Below are 25,156 nucleotides of genomic sequence, written 5' to 3'. Positions count from 1 at the left end.
ATAAGCGCGGCAGGGTCTATTTTTCAAAGGCCCGGCCCTGCTGGTCATAACGCTTAAACGGTTCACCTTGCATCGAGACCCTTTGGTCTGAAACCTTTCATTGCGCCCGAGGGCACACCCGATGAATCAAGCCAGCAGCAGCCGCGTCAGCCGTGAACTCCAGGGCCATGTCCTGCTGTTGGGACTGGATCGGGTCGCCAAGCGCAACGCCTTTGACCTGGACCTGCTCAATGAACTGAGCCTGGCTTATGGCGAATTTGATCGAAATGACGAAGCACGGGTGGCCGTAGTATTTGCCCACGGTGACCACTTCACCGCCGGCCTGGACCTGGCCAATGTCAGCGCCGTGATGGCTGGAGGCTGGCAACCGCCCCTGGGCGGTTGCGATCCCTGGGGCGTTTTCGCCGGCCCCAGGGTCAGCAAACCGGTGATCGTCGCGGCCCAGGGCTACTGCCTGACCATCGGTATCGAGTTGATGCTCGCGGCGGATATCAACCTGTGCGCGAGCAATACCCGCTTTGCGCAGATGGAAGTGCAACGTGGGATTTTTCCGTTTGGAGGCGCGACATTGCGCTTTCATCAGATCGCCGGCTGGGGCAACGCCATGCGCTGGCTGCTCACCGGCGATGAGTTCGACGCCCATGAAGCCCTGCGCCTGGGCCTGGTGCAGGAAGTCATGGCCAGTGAAGACCTGCTGCCCCGCGCCATCGAACTCGCCAGCCGCATCGCGCGCCAGGCGCCGCTTGGCGTCCAGGCCACCTTGATGTCGGCCCGCCTGGCACACATGGAAGGCGAAACCGTTGCCGCCGCCGCGCTGCCGCCGATGGTGGATAAATTGCTGAACAGCGAGGATGCCAAGGAAGGCGTGCGGGCGATGGTCGAGAAGCGGCCGGGGGTGTTCAAGGGCATCTAGCTTATGTAGCCGGACGAATCGCCTTGATCAACGCCTGCAACGAGTAACCCAGACTCGGCGCCAACAACTCAGCCCGAGCAGAAAGCGCCTCCATATCCAGCGCCTGGTCCAGCTCCGAAGGCACCAACAGGATCACATTGCCCTCCTTCACCGGCAGTTCCCAATAATGCCGGTGGTACAAACCACGCAGCAGCGCCGCGCCCAAGGGTTTGCCATCGTCGGTGGCCCACTGGTTGATCACCAGCCAACCGCCGGGGTTGAGTTTCTTCTGGCAGTTTTCCAGGAAGGTCCAGGCCAGGTGTCCGACGCCGGGACCGACATCCGTGTAGAGGTCGACGAAAATCAGGTCCGCCGATTCAGCGCTCTCCAACAGTTCCAAGGCGTCGCCGATGCGGATATACAGGCGCGGATCATCATCCAGCCCCAGGTATTCGATGGCCAGGCGCGGCACATCGGGGCGCAGCTCGATGGCTTCGACATCCTCCAGCGGCAGGAACTTGAGGCAGGCCTGGGTCAAGGTGCCAGCTCCCAGGCCGAGGAACAGTGCGCTCTCCGGCTGCTCATGGCACAACGCGCCGATCAGCATCGCGCGGGTGTAGTCGTACTCCAGCCAGCTCGGGTCAGCGGTGAACACGCAGCTTTGCTCGATGGCGTCGCCAAACTCGAGAAACCGGTAATCGGCCACCTCGAGCACACGAATCATGCCGAAATCATCATGGACTTCGGCCAGCAGGCGCTCGACACGCTCCTCGCTCATCACTACTCCTAAAGGGGTTACCCCACGGCAAAGGCGCGATTGTCGGCCAACCGGCGGCAACAGGTCACGCACTAATTGCTGATAACATTGGCGCCCGACCGTCAACCACCCAATCGAGTTCATGATGAGCCAACCCTGGAGCCCCGACAGCTGGCGCGCCCTGCCAATCCAGCAACAACCCCAGTACCCGGACGCTGCGCACTTGTTGCAAGTGGAGCAGAGCCTGGCCAGCTATCCGCCGCTGGTGTTTGCCGGGGAAGCCCGCGAGTTGCGCCGTCAGTTTGCCGAGGTGACCCAGGGTCGCGCGTTCCTGCTGCAAGGTGGCGACTGCGCCGAGAGCTTTGCCGAGTTCTCCGCCGCAAAAATCCGCGACACCTTCAAGGTGCTGCTGCAGATGGCCATCGTGATGACCTTCGCCGCCGGCTGCCCGGTGGTGAAAGTCGGGCGCATGGCCGGCCAGTTCGCCAAGCCGCGCTCGGCCAACGATGAGACCCTCGACGGCATCACCCTGCCCGCCTACCGTGGTGACATCGTCAACGGCATCGGCTTCGACGAAAAAAGCCGCGTGCCGGACCCGGACCGCCTGCTGCAGTCCTACCACCAGTCCACCGCCACCCTCAACCTGCTGCGCGCCTTTGCCCAGGGCGGTTTTGCCGACCTGCACCAGGTGCACAAGTGGAACCTGGACTTTATCGCCAACTCCGCCCTGGCGGAAAAATACAGCCAGTTGGCCGACCGCATCGACGAAACCCTGGCGTTCATGCGCGCCTGCGGCATGGACAGTTCGCCGCAGTTGCGCGAAACCAGCTTTTTCACAGCCCATGAAGCGCTGCTGCTCAACTACGAACAAGCCTTCGTGCGCCGCGACAGTCTGACCAACGACTACTACGACTGCTCGGCCCACATGCTGTGGATCGGCGACCGCACCCGTCAGTTGGATGGCGCCCATGTCGAATTCCTGCGCGGGGTGAACAACCCGATCGGCGTGAAGGTCGGCCCGAGCATGAACCCCGATGACCTGATCCGCCTGATCGACATCCTCAACCCCGACAACGACCCCGGCCGCCTCAACCTGATCGCGCGCATGGGTGCAGGCAAAGTCGGCGACCACCTGCCCAAGCTGATTCGCGCGGTGCAGCGCGAAGGCAAGCAGGTGCTGTGGAGCTCCGACCCGATGCACGGCAACACCATCAAGGCCAGCAGCGGCTACAAGACCCGCGACTTTGCGCAGATCCTCGGCGAGGTCAAGGAGTTCTTCCAGGTGCACCAGGCCGAGGGCACGTATGCCGGCGGGATTCATATCGAGATGACCGGGCAGAACGTCACCGAGTGCATCGGCGGCGCACGGCCGATCACCGAAGATGGCTTGTCGGACCGCTACCACACCCACTGCGACCCACGGATGAATGCCGATCAGTCGCTGGAGTTGGCGTTCCTGATTGCCGAGACCTTGAAGCAGGTCAAACGCTAGCAGACATTTGGAAAATAGGGCTTGTTGTGGCAAGCCCGCTCGCCACGAAAGTACCTTCCTCCTACACGTGCAGCATGGCAAACCGCAGCCGGTCGGCACTCGGCCGCTGGCAATTGAGCTGGACCTGTTCCAGCCCCAGCCAGTCGGCCATTTGCCGCAGGTTCAGGGCCAGCGCCTGCATTCCCTCATCATCCAGCCCCGGCTCCTCTTCGTGCACCCCATGCACGGCCAGGCGCCCGTTGGCGCGTTCGGCCCGCAGGTCGATACGTGCAGCGATCCGCTCGTTGTGCAAAAACGGCAGCACGAAGTAGCCGTACACCCGTTTGTGTTGCGGGGTGTAGATCTCCAGGCGGTAGCGGAAATCGAACAGGCGCTCGGTGCGGCTGCGCTCCCAGACCAGCGAGTCGAAGGGCGACAGCAGTGCGCTGGCCGACACCTTGCGTGGCACTTTTGGCCCGGGCAGGCAGTATGCTGCCTGCTTCCAGCCTTGCACCTGGCACACCTGCAATTGCCCGTCCTCAACCAATTCCGCCAGGCGACTGCGACTGTCGGCGGGGTCAAGGCGGAAGTAGTCGCGCAGGTCTTTTTCGGTGCCTACACCCAAGGCGGTGGCGCTGTGCAGCAACAGGCCACGCTGGGCCTCGGCCTCGGTCAATGGCGTCTGCTGGAGGATGTCAGCCGGGATGACGCGCTCGGGCAAGTCATACAGCCGCTCGAAACCACGCCTGCCGGCAACGGTCACCAGGCCGGCGGCGAACAGCCACTCAAGCGCGTGCTTTTCATCGCTCCAGTCCCACCAGGGTCCGGCTCGCTCTTCGCGGGTCGACAAACTGCCCGCGCCCAGCGCGCCCTGCTGTTCGACAGTCTGCAAAACGCGCTGGATCGTGGCCTGTTGCTCACGACCGAAGCGCGCCATCTGCGAATAGATGCCCCGTCCCTGCTGCGCCCGCTCCATACGCCAACGCATCAAGGGATACAACGCCATCGGCAGCAACGAGGCCTCGTGCCCCCAATACTCAAACAGCGAACGCCGCCGGCCCTGGCTCCAGGCCGCCTGTTCAAGCATCAACGGCGAGTAACCGCCCAAGCGGGAAAACAGCGGCAAGTAATGAGAGCGCACCAGCGCATTGACCGAGTCAATCTGCAACACGCCCAAGCGCTCGATCACGCGGTTGATGTGCGCAGCTTTTATCAGTACGGGCGCCTGGCGCCCGGAAAATCCCTGGGCCGCCAGCGCCATGCGCCGAGCTTGCTTGAGGGAAAAAGACAGGTCGGCGGCCATGAGGTTCTCCATGTGGGCTCGCCAACCACCCTACTGCATCCGGGGTCATTTTCGCAGCGGGTCTTGCCAGAAATGCAGATGGAGATCCTGCTCAACGTCGCCGCGATTGAGCCCGATGTCCTTGAGCGCATCATCGCTCAAGCTGGCCAGGACCTGGCGTTCCCCATGCAGCGCCTGCCAACGGGCAATCCTGTGAAACAGCCCGGAAAACGGACGTTTTGCCATCAACACAAAGCCTCTTTGACCTTTCATCTTCTCGCCCTCCAATGGGGATGACGCGAGTGTGTGCTTGGCCTTAAGATCAATCCAACGAATGTTTCTTATGCAATACATCTCGGAGATTGATCAATTGTCCGGCTACCCGAGCATCGACACTGAGGTACTGCGCACTTTCGTCGCCATCGCCGACCAAGGCGGTTTCACCCGCGCCGGTGAACGGGTCAACCGCACCCAATCGGCGGTGAGCATGCAGATGAAGCGCCTGGAAGAAGACGTGCTGCAGCGCAAACTGTTCGAGCGCGATGGCCGGCAAGTGCGGCTTACCCCCGAGGGCCAAGTGCTGCTGGGCTACGCGCGGCGCATCCTGAAATTGCACAGCGAAGTGTTCAACACCCTGCGCGAGCCGCATATGGTGGGGCTGGTACGCATCGGCACACCGGATGACTACGTGATGCGCTTCCTGCCGGGGATTCTCCAACGGTTTTCCAAGGCGTACCCGCTGATCCAGATTGAGATGCACTGCGAGGCGTCCACGGTGCTGATGCAGCGCCGGGACCTGGCCCTGACCGTGATCAGCCGAGAGCCCGGGAATGATGTCGGGGAACTGTTGCGTTCCGAACGCATGGTATGGGCCGCAGCACCGTGCTTTTGCGTAGACGAGCACGACGCCCTGCCCCTGGCGATTTCCGGTGCTGACTGCCTTTACACCCAGTGGGCCCTGGGGGCACTGGATTCGGTCGAGCGCAGTTATCGCCTCGCCTATCACAGCACCAATGGGGCGGCGATCCAGGCAGTCGTCAGCGCGGGCTTGGCGGCCATGGTCAGCATGGAAAGCCTGGTGACTGCAGACCTGCGCATACTCGGCAGCGAGGAAGGGCTACCGCCCTTGCCGTCAATGAACCTGCGTTTGCTGCGTAACCCCCTGATGGCCTCACCGATCACCGATTGCCTGGCGGAGTACATCCTCGAAGGCTTCAGACTTTAAAGGTCAGCATTACCGCACACAGCACCAGGAAGCCGCAGAACAGGCCGCGCAACAGCCTTTCCGGCAGGGCGTGGGCGACTTTCACGCCCCAACTGATACTGAGCAGGCCACCGACAGCCAGGGGGATGCCGATCAGCCAGTCCACTTCGTGGTGCCAGGCATAGGTGACCAGGGTCACCCCGGTACTGGGCAGGGCCAAGGCCAGGGACAAGCCCTGGGCGACCACCTGGGTGGTGCCGAACACACTGGTCAGTACCGGCGTGGCCACCACCGCGCCGCCCACCCCAAACAAACCGCCCATGGAACCGGACGCCGCGCCCAACACGCCAAGCCAGGGCCAGGAATAACGCATGTGTGCCGTCGGCGGTGCATTGCGCGTGAACATGCGCAGCAGGTTGTAAGCCGAAAGCGTCAGCAGGAACACGATAAAGCCGATGCGCATGGCGCCTGCATCCAGCCCCACAGCCCAGATCGAGCCGAGCCAGGCAAAGCTGAAGCCCATGATGCCCAACGGCAGGGCGTGGCGCAGTTCGATGCGATTGCGCTGGTGGTAACGCCACAGGGCCAGCATCACGTTCGGCACCACCATCACCAGCGCCGTGCCTTGGGCAAGTTGTTGGTCCAGGCCGAACCATACGCCGAGGACCGGGATCGCAATCAGCCCACCGCCGATACCAAACAGGCCACCGACCGTGCCGAGGGCCACGCCCAATACCAGATACACCGCTAAATCCAACACCGCTCGCTACTCCACATTCCCAGGCCCTGCATGCTACGCAGTCGACCCTGGCGCGGAAACGCACAGCAACGCACAATGGCTGTGCCAATCTCGCATAAGCGCGCATCGATGAATCCCAACACGCTGACCGATCAACTGAGCCTGTTTCTCGATGTACTGGAAACCGGCAGCTTTTCTGCCGCAGCCCGTCGCCATCCGCTGACCCCTTCGGCGGTGGCGCGGCGCATCGACAGCCTGGAAAGCTCCGTGGGCAGCCGCCTGTTCCAGCGCAGCACTCACGCGGTGGTGCCGACCCCGGCGGGCCTCGCCTTCGCCGAGCGGGCACGACGGATTGTCAGCGAGCTGCAACTGGCGCGGGCGGAAGCGGTCTCCTTGAGCCATGCGCCCGAGGGCTTGATCCGCGTGGACGCACCGGCAGCGTTTGGGCGACGGCATCTGGCGCCCGTGATCGCCGACTTTCTGAATGTGTACCCGGGGCTGGATGTGCACCTGCATCTGATCGACAGCTTTGTCGATATGCAGGGCGCGCACTTGGGCAAGGTCGACCTGGTGCTGCGCGCCGGGCATATCGTCGATACCCGGCTGATCGCCACGCCCCTGGCCAGTATCGTGCGCATCGCCTGCGCCAGTCCGGCCTACCTGAAAAGCCGTGGCACCCCGGCCGACCCTCGCGAATTGAGCGAGCATGACGGCCTGGACTGGGACGGCCTGGCGCCGATGTTCGCGTGGCGCTTCGAGTTGGACGGGCGACGTGCAACATATCGCCCGCGGCGCATCCGCATGAGCGCAAACAACGCTGAAGCGCTGTTATCGGGCGCTCTCGCCGGGCTGGGGATCGCCCACCTCCCCACCTGGCTGGCCAGTGAGTACCTGGTGCGCGGCGAGTTACTGCCGCTGTTTTGCCAAGACGGCCTACCCACCCCGGAGACCACCGGGATCTATGCACTGCGCCTGGAACAGCAGCCCAATGCGCGCAGCCGGTTGCTGCTGGAATACCTCAAGTCCCGATTCAGCCCCGTGCCGCCTTGGGATCTGGCACTGCAAAGCGGACTGGTCTGACCACCCGCACAGAATTATCTGGCGCATTAAAGATTTGCCCGCTAGATTCCAGGCAGACACGCTTTTTTTGAGGCACCACCATGAGCAAAAATCCCGCCCCGTGCGAATCCCTGTTGCTGGACAACCAACTGTGTTTCGCCCTGCACTCCACTTCGCTGCTGATGACCAAGGTCTACAAACCGCTGCTGCAAGCCCTCGGCCTGACCTACCCGCAGTATCTGGCCATGATGGTGCTGTGGGAAGAAGATGGTTTGACCGTCGGAGAAATCAGCAGCCGCCTGCTGACCGACCCGGGCTCCCTGACGCCCCTGCTCAAGCGCCTGGAAGCCGAAGGCCTGCTCAGCCGCACCCGCAGCCGTGAAGATGAGCGCGTGGTGGTGGTGGAACTGACCGGCGCCGGGCGTGCCTTGCAGGAAAAGGCCATGGGCATTCCACAGTGCATTCTCGGCGCCAGCGGTTTGGAGCTGGACCAATTGCGCAAGCTGCAGGCTGACTTGCTTGCGTTGCGGGGCAACCTGCAGAACGCGATCTGAACACGGCAAAACACTCAACCTGTGGGAGGGGGCTTGCTCCCGATGACGGTTTATCAGTCGACGAATCTTTTGACTGAAACACCGCTATCGGGAGCAAGCCTCCTCCCACACTGGTTTGCAGCGACTGAAAAAATATTTATACATTTATCTTGCACACTAAACATTAGCGCTATACATTTGCCTCACCAACTAATTAGCGCGCAAAACTTTAGCGCTAAAAACCAAGAGGACGACACCATGCAAACGCTCTATACCGCAGTAGCCACCGCCACCGGCGGCCGTGATGGTCGCGCTGTTTCCAGCGACAATATCCTCGACGTCAAACTCTCCACTCCCAAGGAGTTGGGCGGCGCCGGCGGCCAGGCCACCAATCCGGAACAACTGTTTGCCGCCGGTTACTCGGCCTGCTTTATCGGCGCCCTGAAATTCGTCGCCAGCCAGACCAAACGCAAAATCCCGGATGATGCCTCGATCACTGCCCACGTCGGCATCGGCCAGATCCCTGGCGGTTTCGGCCTGGATATCGACCTGCACGTCAGCCTGCCAGGCCTGGCCGAGGACGATGCGCAAAGCCTGGTCGACGCCGCGCACCAAGTCTGCCCGTACTCCAACGCCACCCGTGGCAACGTCGATGTGCGCCTGCACGTAACCGTCTAACCACTGCCGCTGTCACTGGAGAAGAACATGAACACATTTGCCAAAGTGCTGACCGGCAGCCTGCTCGCCCTGTCCGTCACTCACGCGTTTGCCGCCAATGGCGACGTTGAACACAGTACCCAGGCCTTCCTGGATGTGTTGAACGCCGGCACCGGCAAACCGATGGAACAACTGACACCCACGCAAGCCCGTGCCGTGCTGACGGGCGCCCAGGCCGGTGTGAAGTTGACCCTGCCCAAGGCGGACGTGAGCCAGAAGACCATTCAGGTCGATGGCCAGCCGCTGGACCTGACCATCGTGCGGCCAGCCGGGGTCAAGGGCACATTGCCGGTGTTCATGTTCTTCCACGGTGGCGGCTGGGTGTTGGGGGATTACCCGACCCACGAGCGCCTGGTGCGCGATCTGGTGGCGGGTTCGGGGGCCGTGGCGGTCTTCGTCAACTACACGCCTTCACCGGAAGCCCGCTATCCGGTGGCGATCAACCAGGCCTACGGCGCAACCAAGTGGGTCGCCGAGCATGGCAAGGACATCAACGTCGACGGCAAACGCCTGGCGGTCGCGGGCAATAGTGTCGGCGGCAATATGGCAGCCGTCGTCAGCCTGATGGCCAAGGACAAGGGCACACCTGCGATCAAGTTCCAGCTGCTGTTATGGCCGGTGACCGATGCCAACTTCGAGACGGCGTCCTACAACCAGTACGCCGAAGGGCACTTCCTCACCAGGAACATGATGAAGTGGTTCTGGGACAACTACACCACCGACGCCAATCAGCGCGCCGAGATCTACGCCTCGCCGCTGCGGGCGACCGCGGATCAGCTCAAGGGCTCGCCGCCCGCGCTGATTCAGACCGCCGGTGCCGACGTGTTGCGTGACGAAGGCGAAGCCTATGCGCGCAAGCTGGACCAGGCCGGGGTTCCAGTGACCGCCGTGCGCTATAACGGCATGATCCACGACTACGGCTTGCTCAACGTGGTCAGCCAGGTACCAGCGGTGCGTTCGGCCTTGCTGCAGGCATCCGACGAGCTCAAGCAACACCTGAAGTAAAAAAGCAGCGCCCACGAAAAAGCCCGACGCTAGGTCGGGCTTTTTTCGTATCGGCGGGGCCGGAATTACTTCTTGGCGCGACCTTTGTACGAACCACCTTCGCGGGTGTCGATCTCGATCAGGTCGTCGATTTCGATGAAATCGGCTACTTGCAGTTCGGTACCGTTGCTCAGCTTGGCAGGCTTCATTACTTTGCCCGAAGTGTCACCGCGAGCGGAACCTTCGGTGTAGGCAACCTTACGCACGATAGTGGTCGGCAGCTCTACGGAAACCAGGCGCTCTTCGAAGAAAATAGCTTCGCAGACGTCTTCCATGCCTTCTTCGATGAACGGCAGAACGGCTTCGATATCTTCAGCGTTCAGCTCGTACATGGTGTAGTCGGTGGTGTCCATGAACGTGTAGGTGTCGCCGCTGATGAAGGACAGGGTCGCTTCCTTGCGGTCGAGGATCACGTCGTCCAGTTTGTCATCGGCGCTGTAGACGATCTCGGTCTTGTAACCGGTCAGCAGGTTCTTCAGCTTGGTCTTCATGATTGCGCTGTTACGACCAGACTTGGTGAACTCAGCTTTCTGAACCAGCCAAGGGTCGTTTTCGAGACGGATCACTGTACCGGGTTTCAGTTCTTTACCAGTTTTCATTGCGTATATCCGAAATTTGGATGGGATTACAAAAATCAAGGTCGCGTATCATATCCAACTTTCATAAAACTGTACCAGCGCCGTCGCAAGATCGGCCTGCAAGCCTTGTTCCAGACACCACGTCTGCGCGTGCTGGCTTAACTCAGGCCAGTGCGCCAGCAGTATTTTCCACGCTTGTGCCATATCGCCATCAGTGTTCCAGGCTTGCCAGAGCTCGACCAGGGCAGCCTTTGCGGCCGGTGACAGGGCGGCGGTGTACAGGTCCAGGAAGGCGTCGAGCTTGTCCAGGTGGATGTCTTCGTCCTGGCGATAGATGTGCCACAGCAGCGGCCGCCCGGCCCATTGGGCGCGCACGAACGAGTCTTCGCCGCGCACGGCGTTGAAGTCACAACACCACAGCAGGCGGTCATATTGCTCCTGGCGCACAAACGGCAGCACCTGCACGGTCAGGGCGTTGCGTTGATGGACGTCCCCCACCGCCAGGCCTTCGACACCGAGCCAATGCTGTACATCACCGAGGATGCGCCCTTCCGGCACCAAGAGATGAGTGGTGTGCCCGTCGGTCGAAAGTGCATCCAGCCAACTGGCCAGCCCGGCGTTTTCGTAGGCGAACAACGAGATCAGCCGCGCACCCGGTGCCGGAAACACACCCAAGCCTTGCAGGAATTGCCGCTGTGCAGCGGCATCCTGCTGAAACGCCTGACGCTGTTCCAGCAACCCGGCCTCGCGTAACAACCCGCCCGTACCGGGTCGGAACCCTGGGAAAAAGAAGTACTTCTGCACGCCCTTGAACTTCACCGACGGCAACCGATGGCACCCCACTACCCAGTCTTCGGCACTGAGGTAATCCAGGTTCATCCACAACGGCGTGCGTTCACGCGCGGCCATGGCTTCCATGTAGTCAGGCGGCAACTGGCAGGCGAAGGCGGCGATCACCACATCGGCTGCCGGTGCGCTCGACCACACGGCCGGCCAATGGCGCACATCGACACCCTCTTGCCATTGCTGGTCCAGGCGCACATCAATCTCGGGGCACATACGCTCGAAGGCGCGCAGGTCGTCGACCCACAAGCGCACCTCGCAGCCCTGCTCCGCCACCAATTGCCGGGCCAGGCGCCAGGTCACGCCGATGTCGCCATAGTTATCGACGACGCTGCAAAAAATATCCCAGCGGGCTTTCATTCCGCGCTCCAACGCTCAAAGGCTCGATTGTCCGCATAAATGCGCCAATGCAGAAGGCTTGATCGCGATTATTCTGCACAGCGGCTGTGCGACAATCGCCGCCATGCCGTTAATGCCTGCCAGGAGGCCATCATGTCCGATCGCTCGTTGTCGCTGCCCAAGCTCACGCTCGCCATTGCCCTGGGGCTGTGGCTGGGATTTATCGCCATTGCGCTGACCACCTGGCTGGCGTCGCGCTACCTGTTCCCGCAAAGCCTGGCGCCTGTAGCCCAGGCCGTTGAGCAACTGGGTAAACCCGCACCGGTTGCACCGGAGCCGCCGAACCGTATGTTCGAGCAATACCAACAGAACCTGCAGAAGCATGAACAACAGCAGGCCCTGGACCAGGCCCGCAATAACGCACGCAACCTGTCCAACCCAAAATGCCAGTTCTGGCTGCAGCAGGACCAGAACGCACCGAATGAAAAGACCCGGACCAATGTCCTGCAATTCTGCGATTGATGACCATGAATAAACACGCCGTTCACCAGCTGATCCTGGAAAAACTCACCGTCGACCTCGACATCGCCCAGCGCGCCGCGCAGACCGCCTACGAAACCGCGACCCACGAAGAAAATATCGCCGAAAACAAATACGACACCCTCGGGCTGGAGGCGTCTTACCTGGCAGCCGGGCAAGCCAGGCGCGTCGAGGAAATCAAGCAGGCGCTGGCGCTATGCCAGAACCTGCCACTGCGTGCGTACGATGATCAACGTGGCATAGAAGTCGGCACATTGCTGGGCCTGGAAGACGAGAACGGCCGCCAGCAGTGGCTGTTCCTGGCACCGGATGCGGCGGGTTTGAAGGTGGACGTGGTCGGGCAACCGGTGACCGTCATCACCCCGCGTTCACCCTTGGGCAAAAGCCTGCTGGGCAAGTTCGAAGGTGATGAGGTGGAGATCCTGGTGGCAGGCGCCCGGCAACACTTTACGGTTACCGAGGCCAAATAACGCCCTTAATGGACGGGCAATTCCACGCCGTCGAACAGCTCTTCCAGTTCCTGCTTGTTGTGGCACTGGATTGCCTTGGCCATGACTTCGCGGGTCAGGTGCGGGGCGAACTTCTCGATGAAGTCGCACATGAAGCCCCGCAGGAAGGTGCCACGGCGGAAGCCGATCTTGGTCACACTGGACTCGAACAGCTCGCTGGCATCCAGCACCACCAGGTCTTTATCGAGGTTGGTATCGACGGCCATCTTGGCGACGATGCCCACGCCCAGGCCCAGGCGCACATAGGTCTTGATGACGTCGGCGTCGGCGGCGGTGAACACCACTTTCGGCGTCAGGCCACGATGGCTGAAGGCTTCGTCGAGCTTGGAGCGGCCGGTGAAACCGAAGACGTAGGTGACGATCGGGTATTCGGCCAGGGCTTCCAGGGTCAGCTTCGGCAACTTGGCCAATGGGTGGCCCTGGGGCACGACGACGCAACGGTTCCAGCGGTAGCACGGCATCATCACCAGGTCACCGAACAGTTCCAGGGCTTCGGTGGCGATGGCGAAATCGACGGTGCCGTCGGCGGCCATCTCAGCGATCTGCATCGGCGAGCCTTGATGCATGTGCAGCGCCACGTCCGGGTATTGCTTGATGAAATCGCGGATCACCGGCGGCAATGCGTAACGCGCCTGGGTGTGGGTCGTGGCAATCGACAAGGTGCCTTTCTTCTCGTTGGAGAATTCCTGGGCGATCTGCTTGATGCTCTCGACTTTGCGCAGGATCTCGCCGGCGGTGGTGATGATGCGTTCACCGGCCGGGGTGACACGGGTGAGGTGCTTGCCGCTGCGCGCGAACACTTCGACGCCCAGCTCGTCTTCGAGCAGGCGGATCTGCTTGCTGATACCGGGTTGGGAGGTGTAAAGGCTTTGAGCGGTAGCGGAAACGTTGAGGTCGTGGTGCGCCACTTCCCAGATGTAGCGCAGTTGTTGAAGCTTCATATGTGTCCCTCAAAGCAGATAGACGCCACGGGTATCAGCGACGGTATATAACTATATTAAAGGTTTGACGGATAAATCTAGAACTTTTTATCGTTTTTTACCCATCACACGTCATCACTGCGTCGACGCTGTAACGCAGGCACCAGGTAAACCGGCACGCTAGACAACTGCAGCACCCGTGCGGCGGTGCGCCCAAGCGGTGTGGCGGCCGCCGTGGCATGGCTGTGGCTGCCGACGATCAACAGGTCGACGGACAATTTGCGCAACTGCTCGAGTATCACTTCGCAGGGGTCGCCCTGAATCACCCGTACCGAGCGAATCAGTTCCAGGTCCTGGCCCTCGTCCCCCAATTCTTCGCGAAAACTGTCCAGCACCCGCTGCTCGATGGTCGCCATGACAGTGCTCAGCCCCTGGCTCTGCCATTCACTCAAGGCCTTCTCATCAAGGTAGCTCTGCAACACCGATTCGGCGAACAACCCGATGGGCTCGACCACATGAATCACATCCAGGTCAGCCTTGAACGTTCGTGCCAGCGCCAGTGCATGTTGCATCACATACGGCGCATACAGACCGAGGTCTGTGGCGTACAGCATCGAACGAATCATAAAACCTCCCGGACGGCCAGGATGGAGGAGATTGAATGAGCTTAGCAGCGCGCCTAGGTCTCGGCCTGAATCCTCACCTCGTTACTGATGCCATGGGGCACATGCCCGGTGGCCACCACCTCCCTGGCTTTCTCGCAGTGACCGGCCTGGTCATCGAAAAACACATCCGCGGCAAACGCCTCCAGGAAGGCGGACTTTTCCAGGCCGCCGAGAAACAGTGACTCATCCAGGCGGATGTCCCACTCACGCAAGGTCCGGATCACCCGCTCGTGGGAAGGCGCCGAACGGGCGGTGACCAAGGCTGTGCGGATCGGGCAGGCCTCGTCTGGAAACTCACGCTGCAACAAGTTGAGTGCCGCCAGGAAACCCTTGAAGGGGCCACCGTGCAAAGGCTGGCGTGCCGACTCGCGCTCGCTGGCCTGGAACGCCTCCAGCCCACCGGCCTGGTACACGCGCTCCGACTCATCGGAGAACAGCACCGCGTCACCGTCGAAGGCGATCCGCAGCTCTTCGCTGGACGCCCGGCGCGGACCGCCCGACAGAATCGTCGCGGCGGCAAAGCCGGCATCGAGGGCGCTGCGTACATCTTCAGCATGGGTGGAAAGAAACAGATGACAGCCAAACGCCGCCAAATAAGGATAAGGACTACGCCCACCGACAAAGGCTGCGCGGGAAATATCCAGGCCGTAATGCTGGATGGAATTGAACACGCGCAAGCCGGTGTCGGCACTGTTGCGCGACACCAGCACCACCTCGACCCGAGCACGCCCCAGGCTCGCATTGAGGCTCAGCAGCTTCTTGACCAGCGGAAAGGCGTCACCGGGCTCGAGGATCTCTTCCTCGTGTTCGATCTGGTATTTACGGTAGGCCTCCACCCCTTGGGCCAGGTAGACCTTATGGCTGTCGCTCAGGTCGAACAGGGCCCGCGAGGAAATCGCCAGCACCAGTTTGTCGCCCAATCCCTTTGCCATGGTACGTCCCCCGAATCAGCGGTTATGCCGATCAATAAAGCTCAAGGCCTGGTACAGCGCCTGCATTCGTGGCAATTCGCAACCCGCGGCCTTGGCGGCAGCGAGCGGTCGCCCATAGATCGCCGCCAGTTCCAGCGGGCGTTTATGTATATGGTCGTGGTACATGCTGGGCAGGTAATCGTCCATGGTTTCCGTCATGGCGAACATCTGCTCGGCGTAACTGGCGGGGATTTCATGGCCGCAGGCATGGGCGCCCTGCACCACTTCGGCCATCAGCGCCTGGATCAGCTCGCGGCTGGATTCGTCCGCCATCATTGCCGTGGTACCCGTTCCCAACAGTACGGAGAGGCCATTGTAAGGCACGTTCCACACCAGCTTGTGCCAGCGGGCCTGATGCACATTGGCCATGGCCTGGGACTCGATGCCGGCCTTATGAAACAACGCGGCACCGGCTTCGACAATAGCCTTCTGACGGGCCTCATCGTTGGCGGCCGTGCCGCTGTGGTAGCCCAGGTTGACCCGGCCCAACGCCTGATGCTCGACGACGCCAGGCGCGGAGCGGTGTACGCCGATGTAGCACAGCCCGCCCAGTAGATGCAGGGATGGCGGCAGGTGTTCACGCAGACTGTCTTCGACATCCAGGCCGTTTTGCAGCAACACCACCTTGGCGTCCGGCGCCGCGACCTGGGCGAGGGTCGGGGCCAGCTCGACATTGCCGGTGGACTTGGTGCCCACCAGCAACCAATCGCACGGCGGCATGTCGGCGGCATGGGCGTAGGCCTGCACCGGGCGCAGTTGCAGGTTGCCATGCACACGGCTATTGACGCGCAGGCCGTGCTCGCTGACCGCTGCATATTCGCTGCGCAGCAGGAAGTGCACGTCGAAGCCAGCACGTGCCAGCATCACTCCATAGAAGCCACCGATGGCGCCGGTGCCGATAATGCCGATACGTGGCGACTGTACTGTCATGGCAGTTCCTCCGGAGTGCGGCTAAGTGCTTGGTCAATGGTTTCGGTCAGGTCAGAAAGCGTAAGACGTGTCTGTATTTGCCCGAGGAACTGACCCTCGCACACCACGAACAACGCCGGCAAATGAAAGATCTGGTAGCGTTCGACCGCACCGCCATTGTGCCCGGCATCCACCCAGCACACGCGGTCCACCGGCAAACGCCAGCCCGGCAACTGCTGGCGTGCCCAACGGCAGCTGGAACACCCCACGCTGGTGAACACCACCAGCGAAATACCTGGCAATCCCAGCAATTGCTGGTCAATATCCAGGTCGGTCAATTCCAGTTCCTTCACTATACTGCTGCCACCGCCGTCAACTGGACGGTGCTCGGAGTCCGTGTACATGGGTCGTTTTTTACCTCACCCTGATGATGTCGCTGTCGAGTTAATCCAACGTCCCTCTCCCGCCATCCCCCGCCAACGCCTGCACACTATCGGACTGGGCGGCGTTGCCTGCAATTGGCCCCGCCCATGGCGCCAGGGCACGGCCGTTGACCTGCACATTCCCTCCCTGGGCGCCACGGCCCGCTATCCGGGGTATGTGGCGTGGTGTCGCAAGGTGGAAAACGGCTACCGCGTGGGCATTTCGTTTACCGATGAACATGCGTTGTTCGGTGCGCGAATGGGTGAACAAGCATGCCGGATAGAGCGCTACTGCCGCCAGCACGAAGATGCCGAGCCCACCCCGCAGCAACTCGAAGCCCTGGCCCGTGAGTGGGTGGCGCGCCATGCCGGCGAGTTCGCCCACGAGACGTTTGTGCGGCCAGCGCTGGATTAAAGCGGGCTTTGCCCATTGTCGCGGGCCCGTGTTACGCGCTAAGGTTCCTCCCCCCTGCATTCAAATCATGCTGTGCCCGCCGCACGGGGATGGCTGGCGGCCGGCACCCGTGACCCTGGCGAGTAACACGATGGCTGATTTACCGATCAATGACCTAAACGTCGAATCCAACGAGACCCTGATCACACCCGATCAGCTCAAGCGCGAAATCCCTCTGAGCGACGCTGCCCTGCAGACCGTCACCAAGGGCCGCGAAGTCATCCGTGACATTCTCGATGGCACCGACCACCGCCTCTTCGTCGTGATCGGGCCTTGCTCGATCCACGACCTCAAGGCTGCCCACGAATACGCCGAGCGCCTCAAAGTGCTGGCGGCGGAAGTGTCCGACACCTTGTACCTGGTGATGCGCGTGTATTTCGAGAAGCCGCGTACCACCGTGGGCTGGAAAGGCTTGATCAACGACCCGTACCTGGACGACTCGTTCAAGATCCAGGACGGTTTGCACATCGGTCGCAAATTGCTGCTGGACCTGGCCGAAATGGGCCTGCCCACCGCCACCGAAGCCCTCGACCCGATCTCCCCGCAGTACCTGCAGGACCTGATCAGCTGGTCGGCCATCGGCGCGCGCACCACCGAGTCGCAGACCCACCGCGAAATGGCATCCGGCCTGTCTTCGGCCGTAGGCTTCAAGAACGGCACCGACGGCGGCCTGACCGTGGCGATCAACGCGCTGCAATCGGTCTCCAGCCCTCACCGTTTCCTGGGTATCAACCAGGAAGGCGGCGTCTCCATCGTCACCACCAAGGGCAATGCCTACGGTCACGTGGTGTTGCGCGGCGGCAATGGCAAGCCCAACTATGACTCGGTCAGCGTGGCGCTCTGCGAGCAGGCGCTGAACAAGGCCAGGATCAAGCCGAACATCATGGTCGACTGCAGCCACGCCAACTCCAACAAGGACCCGGCGCTGCAGCCGCTGGTGATGGAAAACGTCGCCAACCAGATCCTCGAAGGCAACCAGTCGATTATCGGCCTGATGGTCGAGAGCCACCTGAACTGGGGCTGCCAGGCGATTCCAAAGGACCTGGCCGACTTGCAGTACGGCGTATCGATCACCGATGCCTGCATCGACTGGTCCGCCACCGAGAACACCCTGCGCAGCATGCACGCCAAGCTCAAGGACGTATTGCCGAAACGCAAACGCAGCTGAACCTGTATCTGAAGGGTGCGCACACAAAAACGCCGGGCTGAGCCCGGCGTTTTTCATGCTGCATTTTATGTTGTGCGTTATAGCTTCGCGGCATGGCGCTGGTGGCGCTCCATGTAGCGTTCGACATAGGAACACGACGGGATCACCGTGTAGCCTTGCTCTTCGGCAAACTTCAACGCTTCCTCGGTCAACGCGGCAGCAATGCCACGGCCGCGCAGTGCGTTGGGCACGAAGGTCCGATAGATGTCCAGGGTCTGCTTCCCGAGGTCCATATAGGTCAGATAGGCACGATGACCGTCCACATTGGTCTCGAACTGATGACCAGCCTGGTCATGGTGGATGGACAACGCCTCGCTCATCACTACTCCTCGCGGGTCTTGGATTCTGACCCCTACCTTACCGATGTTTTTCCGGCGAAGGAACATCTACGCCACCCCGTGCCGGTTTCGACAACGAGAAAACCTTGAGCGCTCACAACCAGCACGTAGGGAATAGTAGGCAGCAATCCTGTAATTGCTCAAGGCGTGCCCGTCATCCCTGCCGCTGGTGGATATAGAAAGGGCCTCGATCAACCGGTGACCGAAAGCCTGAACATTGCCGGCAGTTGAACCTTGAGACGAACAGGCGCTCTTAAAGTCACCTCTACATGCGTAAAAGATGCTCGGGCAAGCATCCTCAAGCCTAACCAAAGTGTCGGCGTGGATATATAAATTTTCATCTGGTTGCCAGGCCCGGCACATGCGGGCTGGCCCTTTCAGCCTGGATCCAATTTTCATCCGAATGAAAAAAACTGGACAGTTTTTATACAAACCTCAAAAAGGTTAGCCAAAATAGATTCGGTACAAGAATTTTTTTTGCTTCTTGCGCTACGTCAGTTTACTTACTACAAGTAATGGGTAGTATGTACGCCGGCTATTAGCTCACTCTGAGAAAGTAGCCATTTAATAGAAAGTCCTTGAAGGGGAACACGATGAACAACGTTCTGAAATTCTCTGCTCTGGCTCTGGCCGCAGTTCTGGCTACCGGTTGCAGCAGCGTCTCCAAAGAAACCGAAGCTCGTCTGACTGCAACTGAAGACGCAGCAGCTCGCTCCCAGGCCCGTGCAGACGAAGCCTACCGTAAAGCTGATGAAGCTCTGGCTGCTGCTCAAAAAGCACAACAGACTGCTGACGAAGCTAACGAGCGCGCTCTGCGTATGCTTGAAAAAGCTAGCCGCAAGTAATAATCCCTCGGGATTGTTATCAAGCCGATCCATTCTTGGATCGGCTTTTTATTGCCTGCGATTCGGACCAGAACCCCGCGCAATAAAAAGCCCGCCGCAGCGCAAGGCCGTGGCGGGCTCAGCAGCGGACCGGACGCTTATTGCTGCAGGTCGATCGGCGCGCTGGAAGCTATCGGTGCAGCACCTGGCACACCGATCTCGGTGGGCAGGCCATCTTCGGCCGCGACCACATCACGCACCTGATCCCAGTTCACCCGCAGGTTATTGGCCAGGTCTTCACGCTTGAGCAAGGCGTTGATCACTGCCGTGTGCTTGTCGACCACCGACGGCGTGCCATCGTCGTTCAAGGGCGTATGCGCCTCGAGGTAGACCTTGCCGCCGCTGCTGCCGAACTTGTAGGCATCGTTGATGATGCGCACCGACGTCCCCACCGGGACCATGCCGGCCATTTCCAGCACGTTGTTGTTGAACATGCGGAAGCAGCCGTGGCTGGTACGGGTGCCGATGCCGAACTTCATGTTGGAACCGTGGATGAGGTAACCCGGCGTTCCCAGGGTGAACTTGAACGGCCCCAGGGGGTTGTCCGGGCCGGCCGGCACCACATTGGGCAACGGGTCGCCGTTGGCGGCGTGCTCGGCCTTGATCGAGGCCGGCGGCGTCCAGGTCGGGTTCGGCGTCTTGGCGATGATGCTGGTGTGCGCAATGGGCGAGCCCCAGCCTTCACGGCCAATCCCAAGCGGGAAGGTGTAGACCACGTCCTGCCCCTTGGGGAAGTAGTAGAGCCGGTATTCCGCCAGGTTGATCACGATGCCCTCACGGGGGCCCGGCGGCAGGATGAAGCGCGTCGGCAGGACGATCTCGGTCCCCGCCCCCGGCAACCAGGCATCGACGCCCGGATTGGCCGCGACCATTTCCGAATAGCCCAGGTCGTAGGTGGTACCCAGGTCGGCAAAGGTGTCTTCGTACTTGGCCTTGATCACCTGGACCTGCCCGACGATGTCTTCGCCGGGTGGTGGCAGGGGCAACTGCAAGGCGGCGGCAGGACCGGCCGCACACAAGGCAGCAAGAGACAGGCAGCAGGTGACGACGGAAAGGCGCGACAACATCCGGAAAATCCTTCGCAGAACGACGGGTAGGTAAAAATCGATTGTATACGTGAAGCGGACTTCTAGCTGCCCCCTACAACTCGAAACGCAACTCGGGCCAGATTGGCGGCGTGCCACGCTTCTGCGACTCCAGGATCGCCCGGCACAAAGGGCACAGGCGCTGGTCCTGGAAAATCGAACGGTCGACCAGGGACCAACGCGGCTGCGCCGGCAATAACGTACCGCACAGGGTGCGGTCGATGGAGCCGCCCAGTTCCAATTGACGCGTCACCAGATGCACCCGCACTTCCTGGCAGGCGAACAGATCCAGCTGCTCGTCCGGCTCGATCAGTTGGTAGTTAAACAGGGACCAGGCAGGACGCGACATCGGGGGCTCCAGATCGGGGGGGCGCCACCTTAGCCGAAAGCCTGCCGGTAGAAAAGCGTCATAGCAGCGGTTTTAGCGTCGGCCAGACATTTTCCAGCAATTTGCCCTGGGCGCCGACAGCCGGGTGCAGTCCATCAGCCTGCATCAACGCCGGGTTGCCACCGATACCCTCCAGGAAAAATGGCACCAACGGCACCTTTTTGGCCGTTGCGACGTCATTGAATACCTTGGCGAATGCATCGACATAGCGCTTCCCGTAATTGGGCGGAATCTGCATGCCCAGCAACAGTACCTTCGCACCGCTGGCCTGGGACTGCTCGATCATCGACGCAAGATTTTGTTGCAATTGCGCCGGCGGCTGCCCGCGCAAGCCGTCGTTACCACCCAATTCGATTACCACCACGTCCGGCTTATGCGCTGCGAGCGCCGCCGGCAGGCGCGCGAGGCCTCCGGCACTGGTGTCGCCGCTGATGGAGGCATTGACCACTTTATCGTCGAAACCTTCCTTCTTGAGCCGTTGCTGCAGCAATGCGACCCACCCTTTGCTGGTATCCAGGCCGAAACCGGCACTGATACTATCGCCAACGATCAGGACTGTACCCGCCGCTGCGTTCTGGGCCATGCACATCAAGGCCAGGCCAGCACTCAAAAACCACATTCGCATCGGATTCTCCATGGGCGCAAGCATTCTCACCGCGCGGAACCTCAGCAAAGTGGTTCCCAGCGCGGAAGGTGAACTGACTATCCTGCACGAACTGAGCCTGGAACTGAACAAGGGCGATAGCCTGGCTATCGTCGGCAGCTCCGGCTCCGGTAAATCCACCCTCCTCGGCCTGCTCGCCGGCCTCGACCTGCCCAGCAGCGGTGAAGTCACCCTCGCCGGCCAGGCGCTCAGCACCCTCGACGAAGACCAGCGCGCACGCATCCGTGCCGAACACGTAGGCTTTGTGTTCCAGTCGTTTCAACTGCTCGACAGCCTCAATGCGCTGGAGAACGTCATGCTGCCGCTGGAGCTGGATGGCCGCAAGGACGCCCGCGAACGCGCCAGACACCTGCTGGAGCGCGTGGGCCTCGGCCAGCGCCTGACCCATTCCCCACGCCAGCTTTCCGGGGGCGAACAGCAACGGGTGGCGATTGCCCGCGCCTTTGCCGCCGAACCGGACGTGCTGTTTGCCGATGAGCCCACCGGCAACCTCGACAGCCACACCGGCGAGCGCATCAGCGACCTGCTGTTCGAGCTCAATAAAGAAAGCGGCACGACCCTGGTGCTGGTTACCCATGACGAGCGCCTGGCTCATCGTTGCCGACGCCTGATCCGCCTTGAAGCCGGCCTGATGGTCGCCCCCCTGGAGCCTTGATGGCACGTTTGCCGCTGTTGCGCCTGTTCAGTCTTGCCCTGCGCCAATTACTGCGCGATGCCCGCGCCGGCGAATTGCGTGTGTTGTTCTTCGCCCTGTTGGTGGCCGTGGCCGCCAGTACCGCCATCGGTTATTTCGGCGCCCGCCTCAACGGCGCCATGCTGTTGCGCGCCACTGAGTTCCTCGGCGCCGACCTGGTACTCGAAGGCAGCTCACCGGCCCGCCCCGAACAAATCAGATCCGGGACCGAACTGGGCCTGGATCACGCCCGTGTGGTTGAGTTTTCCAGCGTCATTGCCACCGATAATGGTATCCAGCTCTCCAGCATCAAGGCGGTCAACGAGCAGTATCCGCTACGCGGTCAACTCAAGAGCGCAGCAGCCCCCTTTGGGGACGAAACCCCGGGCGGCGGGCCGAAACCCGGTGAAGCCTGGGTCGAGTCGCGGCTGCTGACGGCACTGGACCTGAACGTCGGCGACACTATCGATGTGGGTATGAAGACCTTGCGCCTGGCACGCGTACTGACCTACGAGCCGGATCGCGCCGGCAACTTCTATAGCCTGACGCCCAGGGTGATGATCAACCTGGCGGACCTGGACGCCACCGGCGTAGTCCAGCCAGGCAGTCGCGTCAGCTACCGCGAGTTGTGGCGTGGCCCGCAGGCCAGCACCGCGCTGCAAACCTATCGTGACCTGATCAAGCCGGGGCTCGCTGCCAACCAGCGTCTTCAGGATTCACGGGACGGCAACCAGCAGATCGGCGGCGCCCTGGGCAAAGCCGAGCGCTACCTGAACATGGCCAGCCTGGTGGCCGTGCTGTTGGCCGGCGTCGCCGTGGCCCTGTCGGCCAACCGCTTTGCCACCCGCCGTTTCGACGCCAGTGCGTTGCTACGTTGCCTTGGGTTATCGCGACTCGAGGCCATGTTGCTGTTCAGCCTGCAATTGAGCGTACTGGGGTTGCTGGCGAGCCTGGCCGGCGCCCTGCTCGGTTGGCTGGCACAGTTTGGCCTGTTCTATTTCCTGCACGACCTGTTGCCGGCGGATGTTCCGCCTGGTGGACTGTTGCCGGCCATTGCCGGGATCGGCACCGGGCTGGTTGCTCTCGCGGGATTCGCGCTGCCACCGTTGGCCGCCCTCGGTCGCGTGCCGCCGCTGCGAGTGCTGAGGCGCGACCTGCTGCCTATCCCGTCCAGCACCTGGATGGTCTACGGCGCCGCGTTGTTCGCCCTGGGCCTGATCATGTGGCGCCTGAGCCTCGACCTGGTGCTGACCTTCGCCCTGCTGGGCGGCGGCGTGGTTGCCGCGCTGGTTCTGGGGGGCTTGCTTCTGCTGCTGTTGCAAAGCCTGCGACGCCTGTTGGCCCGGGCCTCCCTGCCGTGGCGCCTGGGCCTGGGCCAATTGCTGCGCCACCCGCTGGCGGCGGCGGGCCAGTCCCTGGCATTCGGCCTGATCCTGTTGTCCATGGGCTTGATCGCCCTGCTGCGTGGCGAATTGCTGGACACCTGGCAAAACCAGCTGCCCAAGGACGCCCCCAACTATTTCGCCTTGAATATCCTGCCGGCCGATAAGGACGCCTTTGGTGCCCGCCTGCTGGAAGTGCAGGCGCAATCCGCGCCGCTGTACCCGGTCGTGCCAGGTCGGTTGATCAGTATCAATGGCGAGCCGGTACAGGAAATAGTCAGCAAGGACTCCAGCGGTGACCGCGCCGTACAACGGGACTTGAGCCTGACCTGGGCCGCCGACCTGCCGCCGGGCAATACCCTGACCGAAGGCTCATGGTGGTCGCAACAACCCCCCGATGGAATGCCCGGAGTCTCGGTAGAAGCCAAGGTCGCGCAGAGCCTCAAGCTCAAGTTGAACGATCACCTGGTGTTCACCATCGCTGGGGAAAACCGTGAGGCGCGGGTTGCCAGCCTGCGAACCATCAACTGGGATAACTTCCAGCCGAACTTCTTCATGATTTTCCAACCGGGAACCTTGACGGACCTGCCGGCCACCTACCTGACCAGCTTCTACCTCGCGCCAGGGCATGATCAGCAGATCGTTGATCTGTCCCGCGCCTTCCCGGCGGTGACCATCCTGCAGGTCGAGGCGCTGCTGGAGCAGCTGCGCAGCATCCTCGCCCAAGTGACACTGGCGGTGGAGTACGTGTTGTTGTTTGTGCTGGCCGCTGGGATGGCGGTGCTGTTCTCCGGCCTGCAAGCCACCTTGGATGAGCGTATTCGCCAAGGTGCACTGCTCCGGGCACTGGGCGCGGAGCGCAAGCTGCTGGTCAAGGCGCGGCGCATCGAGTTCGGCTTGCTGGGCGCAGTCAGCGGCTTGCTGGCGGCGCTGGGTACCGAGTTGGTGACGTGGGTGCTGTACCGCTATGCCTTCGACCTGGCCTGGCAACCGCACCCCTGGCTGTTGCTGCTGCCTGTGATCGGCGCCGTATTGATCGGCGGTGCCGGGGTGTTCGGCACGCGCCGTGCGCTGAATGCCAGCCCGCTGACGGTTTTGCGCGAGGGCTGAGCGGTCAATGACCCGCCTGCCTTGCGGGGGGCGGGTCAACGTCGCTTACTTCACGTACTCGATAGCGGTGATCCACCAGCACACCTCGCCTCCCGGGGTCTGCACAATGGCCTCATCGTCGACTTCCTTGCGCAGCAGCGCACGGGCCATCGGTGAATCGATGGAGATATAGTCCATCCGATCATAAATCTCGTCATAGCCGACGATACGGAAACGCTTGGTCTCGCCCTGTTCGTTTTCAATCTCGACCCAGGCGCCGAAAAACACCTTCCCTTCCTGCTCGGGCATGTATTCCACCACACGCATGTCTTCCAGGCGCTTGCGCAAGTAACGCACCCGCCGGTCGATTTCGCGCAGCAGCTTCTTGTTGTACTGGTAGTCGGCATTCTCGCTGCGATCCCCCAGGGAAGCAGCCCATGTCACCTTGCGCGTGGTATCCGGGCGCTTTTCGCGCCACAGGTAATCCAACTCTTTCTTCAGCGCTTCATGACCTTCTTTGGTTATCAGCTTGGTACTCAAACGCATGCATCCCCAGGCAATGTCCATAGGTACCGATAAGGCAGGAAATCACATCCAG

30 protein-coding genes are annotated in these 25,156 nt (G+C 61.5%); 14 read left to right on the top strand and 16 right to left on the bottom strand.

Annotated features, from left to right (window positions below):
• Window positions 1-121 precede the first annotated feature (121 nt).
• On the top strand, window positions 122-913 hold the full coding sequence (locus BLQ09_RS21560) for a crotonase/enoyl-CoA hydratase family protein (RefSeq protein WP_065924442.1): 792 nt from the start codon (window positions 122-124) through the stop codon (window positions 911-913).
• Between the two features lies 1 nt (window position 914).
• Here BLQ09_RS21560 and BLQ09_RS21555 read toward each other — a convergent pair whose 3' ends face one another.
• On the bottom strand, window positions 915-1,670 hold the full coding sequence (locus tag BLQ09_RS21555; protein WP_092358493.1) for a spermidine synthase: 756 nt from the start codon (window positions 1,668-1,670) through the stop codon (window positions 915-917).
• A gap of 124 nt (window positions 1,671-1,794) precedes the next feature.
• Here BLQ09_RS21555 and BLQ09_RS21550 point away from each other — a divergent pair, with 124 nt between their 5' ends.
• Window positions 1,795-3,141, top strand: a complete 1,347-nt coding sequence (locus tag BLQ09_RS21550; RefSeq protein WP_027606994.1) for a class II 3-deoxy-7-phosphoheptulonate synthase — start codon at window positions 1,795-1,797, stop codon at window positions 3,139-3,141.
• A 61-nt stretch (window positions 3,142-3,202) separates the two neighbouring features.
• Here BLQ09_RS21550 and BLQ09_RS21545 read toward each other — a convergent pair whose 3' ends face one another.
• Complete coding sequence (locus BLQ09_RS21545) at window positions 3,203-4,423, bottom strand: winged helix-turn-helix domain-containing protein (RefSeq protein ID WP_092358491.1); 1,221 nt, start codon at window positions 4,421-4,423, stop codon at window positions 3,203-3,205.
• A gap of 45 nt (window positions 4,424-4,468) precedes the next feature.
• Window positions 4,469-4,675 (bottom strand): DUF1127 domain-containing protein, encoded by a 207-nt coding sequence (locus BLQ09_RS21540; protein ID WP_186511919.1) that lies wholly within the window; start codon window positions 4,673-4,675, stop codon window positions 4,469-4,471.
• A 70-nt stretch (window positions 4,676-4,745) separates the two neighbouring features.
• Here BLQ09_RS21540 and BLQ09_RS21535 point away from each other — a divergent pair, with 70 nt between their 5' ends.
• On the top strand, window positions 4,746-5,627 hold the full coding sequence (locus BLQ09_RS21535) for a LysR family transcriptional regulator (RefSeq protein WP_065924438.1): 882 nt from the start codon (window positions 4,746-4,748) through the stop codon (window positions 5,625-5,627).
• Here the strand turns inward: BLQ09_RS21535 and BLQ09_RS21530 are convergent.
• Window positions 5,617-6,366, bottom strand: coding sequence for a sulfite exporter TauE/SafE family protein (locus tag BLQ09_RS21530; protein WP_027606990.1), 750 nt, complete (start codon window positions 6,364-6,366; stop codon window positions 5,617-5,619). The two genes, BLQ09_RS21535 and BLQ09_RS21530, sit on opposite strands and share 11 nt — an antisense overlap.
• Window positions 6,367-6,474: 108 nt before the next feature.
• On the opposite strand from BLQ09_RS21530, the gene BLQ09_RS21525 reads away from it, so the two are divergent.
• The 4 genes from BLQ09_RS21525 to BLQ09_RS21510 all read left to right on the top strand — a co-directional run bounded on the left by BLQ09_RS21525 (window position 6,475) and on the right by BLQ09_RS21510 (window position 9,659).
• Window positions 6,475-7,425, top strand: coding sequence for a LysR family transcriptional regulator (locus BLQ09_RS21525; protein WP_092358489.1), 951 nt, complete (start codon window positions 6,475-6,477; stop codon window positions 7,423-7,425).
• Window positions 7,426-7,505: 80 nt separating this feature from the next.
• Window positions 7,506-7,958: a MarR family winged helix-turn-helix transcriptional regulator gene (locus BLQ09_RS21520; RefSeq protein ID WP_027606988.1), complete on the top strand. Its 453-nt coding sequence runs from the start codon at window positions 7,506-7,508 to the stop codon at window positions 7,956-7,958.
• A gap of 237 nt (window positions 7,959-8,195) precedes the next feature.
• Complete coding sequence (locus tag BLQ09_RS21515) at window positions 8,196-8,615, top strand: organic hydroperoxide resistance protein (protein ID WP_027606987.1); 420 nt, start codon at window positions 8,196-8,198, stop codon at window positions 8,613-8,615.
• A gap of 27 nt (window positions 8,616-8,642) precedes the next feature.
• Complete coding sequence (locus tag BLQ09_RS21510; RefSeq protein ID WP_092358487.1) at window positions 8,643-9,659, top strand: alpha/beta hydrolase; 1,017 nt, start codon at window positions 8,643-8,645, stop codon at window positions 9,657-9,659.
• A gap of 65 nt (window positions 9,660-9,724) precedes the next feature.
• Here the strand turns inward: BLQ09_RS21510 and BLQ09_RS21505 are convergent, their stop codons facing one another.
• Window positions 9,725-10,297: an elongation factor P gene (locus BLQ09_RS21505; RefSeq protein WP_003172723.1), complete on the bottom strand. Its 573-nt coding sequence runs from the start codon at window positions 10,295-10,297 to the stop codon at window positions 9,725-9,727.
• Between the two features lie 48 nt (window positions 10,298-10,345).
• The gene (gene earP, locus BLQ09_RS21500) at window positions 10,346-11,479 is read right to left on the bottom strand and encodes an elongation factor P maturation arginine rhamnosyltransferase EarP (protein ID WP_092358485.1); all 1,134 of its coding nucleotides are present in this window, start codon (window positions 11,477-11,479) and stop codon (window positions 10,346-10,348) included.
• A 132-nt stretch (window positions 11,480-11,611) separates the two neighbouring features.
• Between earP and BLQ09_RS21495 the strand changes: the two genes are divergently transcribed.
• Window positions 11,612-11,980, top strand: a complete 369-nt coding sequence (locus BLQ09_RS21495; protein ID WP_092358483.1) for a hypothetical protein — start codon at window positions 11,612-11,614, stop codon at window positions 11,978-11,980.
• A gap of 5 nt (window positions 11,981-11,985) precedes the next feature.
• Window positions 11,986-12,468 (top strand): GreA/GreB family elongation factor, encoded by a 483-nt coding sequence (locus BLQ09_RS21490; RefSeq protein ID WP_027606983.1) that lies wholly within the window; start codon window positions 11,986-11,988, stop codon window positions 12,466-12,468.
• A gap of 5 nt (window positions 12,469-12,473) precedes the next feature.
• Here the strand turns inward: BLQ09_RS21490 and cysB are convergent, their stop codons facing one another.
• The 5 genes from cysB to BLQ09_RS21465 form a co-directional block, all read right to left on the bottom strand.
• Window positions 12,474-13,448, bottom strand: a complete 975-nt coding sequence (cysB, locus tag BLQ09_RS21485) for an HTH-type transcriptional regulator CysB (RefSeq protein ID WP_003189876.1) — start codon at window positions 13,446-13,448, stop codon at window positions 12,474-12,476.
• A 104-nt stretch (window positions 13,449-13,552) separates the two neighbouring features.
• On the bottom strand, window positions 13,553-14,053 hold the full coding sequence (locus BLQ09_RS21480; protein WP_027606982.1) for a universal stress protein: 501 nt from the start codon (window positions 14,051-14,053) through the stop codon (window positions 13,553-13,555).
• 53 nt (window positions 14,054-14,106) lie between these two features.
• The gene (locus tag BLQ09_RS21475) at window positions 14,107-15,024 is read right to left on the bottom strand and encodes a 5'-nucleotidase (RefSeq protein ID WP_027606981.1); all 918 of its coding nucleotides are present in this window, start codon (window positions 15,022-15,024) and stop codon (window positions 14,107-14,109) included.
• Window positions 15,025-15,039: 15 nt separating this feature from the next.
• Window positions 15,040-15,993 (bottom strand): putative 2-dehydropantoate 2-reductase, encoded by a 954-nt coding sequence (locus BLQ09_RS21470; protein WP_092358481.1) that lies wholly within the window; start codon window positions 15,991-15,993, stop codon window positions 15,040-15,042.
• The gene (locus tag BLQ09_RS21465) at window positions 15,990-16,376 is read right to left on the bottom strand and encodes a thioredoxin family protein (RefSeq protein WP_027606979.1); all 387 of its coding nucleotides are present in this window, start codon (window positions 16,374-16,376) and stop codon (window positions 15,990-15,992) included. The genes BLQ09_RS21470 and BLQ09_RS21465 overlap by 4 nt, the downstream gene beginning before the upstream one ends.
• On the opposite strand from BLQ09_RS21465, the gene BLQ09_RS21460 reads away from it, so the two are divergent.
• The gene (locus tag BLQ09_RS21460) at window positions 16,375-16,809 is read left to right on the top strand and encodes a PilZ domain-containing protein (protein WP_027606978.1); all 435 of its coding nucleotides are present in this window, start codon (window positions 16,375-16,377) and stop codon (window positions 16,807-16,809) included. The genes BLQ09_RS21465 and BLQ09_RS21460 overlap by 2 nt on opposite strands.
• A gap of 130 nt (window positions 16,810-16,939) precedes the next feature.
• Complete coding sequence (locus BLQ09_RS21455; protein ID WP_027606977.1) at window positions 16,940-18,016, top strand: 3-deoxy-7-phosphoheptulonate synthase; 1,077 nt, start codon at window positions 16,940-16,942, stop codon at window positions 18,014-18,016.
• 77 nt (window positions 18,017-18,093) lie between these two features.
• On the opposite strand, the gene BLQ09_RS21450 is transcribed toward BLQ09_RS21455, so the two are convergent.
• Window positions 18,094-18,375 carry a GNAT family N-acetyltransferase gene (locus BLQ09_RS21450; RefSeq protein ID WP_027606976.1) on the bottom strand — a complete coding sequence of 94 codons (282 nt, stop codon included), beginning with the start codon at window positions 18,373-18,375 and terminating at the stop codon, window positions 18,094-18,096.
• A 611-nt stretch (window positions 18,376-18,986) separates the two neighbouring features.
• Between BLQ09_RS21450 and oprI the strand changes: the two genes are divergently transcribed.
• The gene (gene oprI / locus BLQ09_RS21445; RefSeq protein WP_003172710.1) at window positions 18,987-19,238 is read left to right on the top strand and encodes an outer membrane lipoprotei OprI; all 252 of its coding nucleotides are present in this window, start codon (window positions 18,987-18,989) and stop codon (window positions 19,236-19,238) included.
• A 137-nt stretch (window positions 19,239-19,375) separates the two neighbouring features.
• On the opposite strand, the gene BLQ09_RS21440 is transcribed toward oprI, so the two are convergent.
• The 3 genes from BLQ09_RS21440 to BLQ09_RS21430 form a co-directional block, all read right to left on the bottom strand.
• On the bottom strand, window positions 19,376-20,344 hold the full coding sequence (locus BLQ09_RS21440) for a L,D-transpeptidase family protein (RefSeq protein ID WP_027606975.1): 969 nt from the start codon (window positions 20,342-20,344) through the stop codon (window positions 19,376-19,378).
• Between the two features lie 73 nt (window positions 20,345-20,417).
• Entirely contained in the window at window positions 20,418-20,711 is a 294-nt protein-coding gene (locus BLQ09_RS21435) for a hypothetical protein (RefSeq protein WP_003172705.1), read from the bottom strand.
• Between the two features lie 58 nt (window positions 20,712-20,769).
• A complete protein-coding gene (locus tag BLQ09_RS21430) occupies window positions 20,770-21,375 on the bottom strand; it encodes an arylesterase (RefSeq protein WP_027606974.1) in 606 nt (201 codons plus the stop codon).
• 10 nt (window positions 21,376-21,385) lie between these two features.
• Between BLQ09_RS21430 and BLQ09_RS21425 the strand changes: the two genes are divergently transcribed.
• Both BLQ09_RS21425 and BLQ09_RS21420 read left to right on the top strand, forming a co-directional pair.
• Window positions 21,386-22,069, top strand: coding sequence for an ABC transporter ATP-binding protein (locus tag BLQ09_RS21425; RefSeq protein ID WP_005786391.1), 684 nt, complete (start codon window positions 21,386-21,388; stop codon window positions 22,067-22,069).
• Window positions 22,069-24,579, top strand: coding sequence for an ABC transporter permease (locus BLQ09_RS21420; protein ID WP_092358479.1), 2,511 nt, complete (start codon window positions 22,069-22,071; stop codon window positions 24,577-24,579). The genes BLQ09_RS21425 and BLQ09_RS21420 overlap by 1 nt, the downstream gene beginning before the upstream one ends.
• A gap of 45 nt (window positions 24,580-24,624) precedes the next feature.
• Here the strand turns inward: BLQ09_RS21420 and greB are convergent, their stop codons facing one another.
• Window positions 24,625-25,098 (bottom strand): transcription elongation factor GreB, encoded by a 474-nt coding sequence (gene greB, locus BLQ09_RS21415; RefSeq protein WP_027606972.1) that lies wholly within the window; start codon window positions 25,096-25,098, stop codon window positions 24,625-24,627.
• Window positions 25,099-25,156: the final 58 nt, after the last annotated feature.

This window comes from Pseudomonas sp. NFACC25 (assembly GCF_900100935.1).
In the GTDB taxonomy this organism is placed as follows: domain Bacteria; phylum Pseudomonadota; class Gammaproteobacteria; order Pseudomonadales; family Pseudomonadaceae; genus Aquipseudomonas; species Aquipseudomonas marginalis.
The sequence above is the reverse complement of the archived record's forward strand: the minus strand, read 5'-3'. Positions and strand labels throughout refer to the sequence as shown.